The organism is Sphingobium ummariense RL-3 (assembly GCF_000447205.1).
GTDB lineage: Bacteria > Pseudomonadota > Alphaproteobacteria > Sphingomonadales > Sphingomonadaceae > Sphingobium > Sphingobium ummariense.
The window spans coordinates 1-2,941 of record NZ_AUWY01000093.1; the positions used below are offsets into that span (position 1 = coordinate 1).

The following is a 2,941-nucleotide window of genomic DNA, read 5'->3' on the forward strand; positions in this document are numbered from 1 at the left end:
GCCGTTACGGCGTGTTCGAGAATCCGGGCGACTACGACATTCGCGGCCGCATCATCGTGCGCGCGCAGCTGGGCGCCGGCATCAACGCAAAGGCCGACCAGGCAACCGCGCGGGCCCAAGCCGCCGACGCCTATGCTGCGCGCGTCCGCCAGGAGGCGCTGCGCGACGCGCAGATGGCGCTGGCGGACCTGCGCGGGCTGGAAGCCCAGCTGACCGCGGCGCAGGCGAGCTATCTGGCCAACCGGGATACGCGCGACGTCATCGCCGCGCGGTTCGCGGCATCGCAGGGCACGGTCTATGACCTGCTTTATGTCGAGGACAATTACTTCTTTTCCATCACGACCTTTATCCAGACGCTCGCCGAGCGGGACGTTTCGCGCTTCGCCCTGCTGGCGAAGACGGGGCGGCTGCTGGCGGACCTTTCGATAGCGGTCCCCCCTTCCGACAGGATCGCAAGCCCGTGACCGACCAGCCGCTGATCGCCGCCGCCCGGGAGCGCTTCGCGCCCTGGCTGATCGAGCCGATGCTCGAGAATCGGGGAACCTATCTGAAGGTCGCCGTCGCGGCGGCGATGATCAACCTGTTCGGGCTGGTGGCGTCGCTCTTCACCATGACCGTCTATGACCGGATCATCCCCAACGACGCCTCCTCCTCCCTGGTCGGGCTGAGCATCGGCCTGGCCATCGTCGTGCTGTTCGATTTCGTGCTGCGGCTGCTGCGCGTCTATTTCGTCGACATCGCCGGCGCGAACATCGACTATGAGGTCGGCGACACGCTGTTCGCCAAGCTGCTGGCGATGCGGCTGGACCGGCGCCCCGCGTCCACCGGCACGCTGACCGGGCTGATGCGGGAACTGGAGACGCTGCGCGACTTCTTCGCGTCGGCCACGCTCACCGCGATCATCGACGTGCCCTTCATCCTGCTGACCCTGGCGGTCATCGCGCTGCTGGGGGGCGTGCTGGTCCTTCCCCCGCTGGCGATGATCCCGGTGGTGGTGCTGGCGGCGCTGCTGACCAACCCGGCGCTGGACCGGCTGTCCGCGAAGAGCCTGGGCGACGGGCTGCGCAAGCAGTCGGTGCTCGTCGAGACGGTCGGCAGCCTGGAGACGGTGAAGGCGATCGGAGCCGGGCCGATGCTGGCCGAACGCTGGCGGTCGGCGCTGCGGAGCCATGCCCACAGTTCGCTCGGCCAGCGGCTGACGGCGTCGATCGCGGTGACCACTGCGAGCAGCGCCAACACCATCGCCTATTGCGGCATCATCATCGTCGGCGTCGGGCTGCTGCGCAACCATGAGATCACGACCGGCGTGCTGCTGGCCTGTTCCGTCCTGTGCGGCCGGGTGATCGCCCCGCTGGCGCAGATCGCGACGCTGCTGTCGCGCCTGTCAGCGACGCGGATCGCCTATCGCCAGATCAACGCGCTGATGCAGATGCCGGACGAGGGACCGGCCGGGGAAGCGCTGCATCCCGCCCGGATCGAAGGCCGGATCGAACTGCGCAGTGTCGCCTTCCGCTATCCCAATGCCGCGGAAAAGGCGCTGGACCAGATCAGCCTGACGATCGCAGCGGGCGAGCGGGTCGGCTTCCTGGGCCGGGTCGGATCGGGCAAGTCGACCCTCGCCCGCCTGATCCTGGGCCTGTACGAGCCGCAGGAGGGCGTGGTGATGATCGACGGCACCGACGTGCGCCAGTTCGATCCCGGGGCGCTGCGGCGCTGCATCGGCGCAGCGATGCAGGACAATGTGCTGATCGCGGGATCGGTGCGCGACAATATCTGCGTCGAGCGGCCGGATGTCGACCATGACGAGATGATCCGCGCGGCGTCGCTGAGCGGCACCCATGCCTTCATGGGCCAGATCGCCAATGGATACGACCTGCGGCTGGCCGATCGGGGCGACGGGCTGTCGGGCGGGCAGCGCCAGTCCATCTCCATCGCCCGCGCGCTGGCGGGGCGGCCGCCGATACTGGTCTTCGACGAGCCGAGCAGCGCCATGGATGGGCAAAGCGAGACCGACCTGATCGGCCGGATGCAGCCGGAAGTGGAAGGGCGCACGCTGCTGCTGATCACCCACCGCCTGTCGCTGCTGCGCCTGGTCGAGCGGGTCGTGGTGCTGGATCGCGGGCGGATCGTCGCGGACGGCGCGCGCGAGACCATCCTGCAACGGCTGCGCGGAGGGAAGGTGGCATGAAGATGACCGTGCGCCCGGCGGCCGACGGCCATATCAAGCCGGCCATCCCGGCCAATATCTTCCTGTGGGCCATCGCCCTGTTCCTGGCGCTCTTCCTGCTCTGGGCGTGGCTGACGGAGATCGACCGCACCGTCCGCGCAACCGGCAAGGTGATCCCGAGTTCGCAGCTGCAGATCATCTCCAACCTGGAGGGCGGGGTGCTGGAGCGCATCCTGGTCCGCACCGGGCAGGATGTGAAGGCGGGCGCGCCGCTGGTACGGCTGAGCCCCATCCAGACCGGCGCGGAGCTGGCGAGCAATCGGACGAGCAGCGACGCCCTCGGCCTCAAGATCGCGCGGCTGGAGGCGGAGATCACGGGCCGGACCCCTCGCTTCCCCCCGCCCCGCGATGCCGCCATGGCCAGCCAGATCGCGGTGGAGCAAAGCCTCTACCAATCGCGCATGGCCGAGCTCGCCAGCCTGACCAGCGTCGGCGCCGCCCGCATCGCCCAGGCGCAGCGCGCCATCGCCGAGGCAAATGCATCCGAGCAGTCGCGCATTTCCAACCGCGAAACGGCGCGCGCCGACCTGGACCTGATCCGGCCGCTGGTGCGGGAAGGGATCGAGCCGCGCCGGTCGCTGCTGCAGGCGGAGAATTCCTATAGCGTGTCGACCAGCGAGGCGGCGGCGGCGGCGGCGGCGGTGGGCCGCGCTCATTCGACCCTGGCCGAAGCGCAGGCGAGCGCGATGCAGCAGAAGCGCGACTGGCTGGCCC

At 69.3% G+C, this 2,941-nt stretch carries 1 protein-coding gene and 2 pseudogenes; all 3 read left to right on the top strand.

The window, feature by feature from the left end:
• Window positions 1–464 (top strand): annotated as a pseudogene (locus M529_RS0124760) (TolC family protein); the annotation flags it as partial.
• A complete protein-coding gene (locus tag M529_RS38060; RefSeq protein WP_021318533.1) occupies window positions 461–2,188 on the top strand; it encodes an ATP-binding cassette domain-containing protein in 1,728 nt (575 codons plus the stop codon). The pseudogene M529_RS0124760 and the gene M529_RS38060, both read left to right, overlap by 4 nt.
• Window positions 2,185–2,941, top strand: a pseudogene (locus M529_RS38065) (HlyD family type I secretion periplasmic adaptor subunit); the annotation flags it as partial. The gene M529_RS38060 and the pseudogene M529_RS38065, both read left to right, overlap by 4 nt.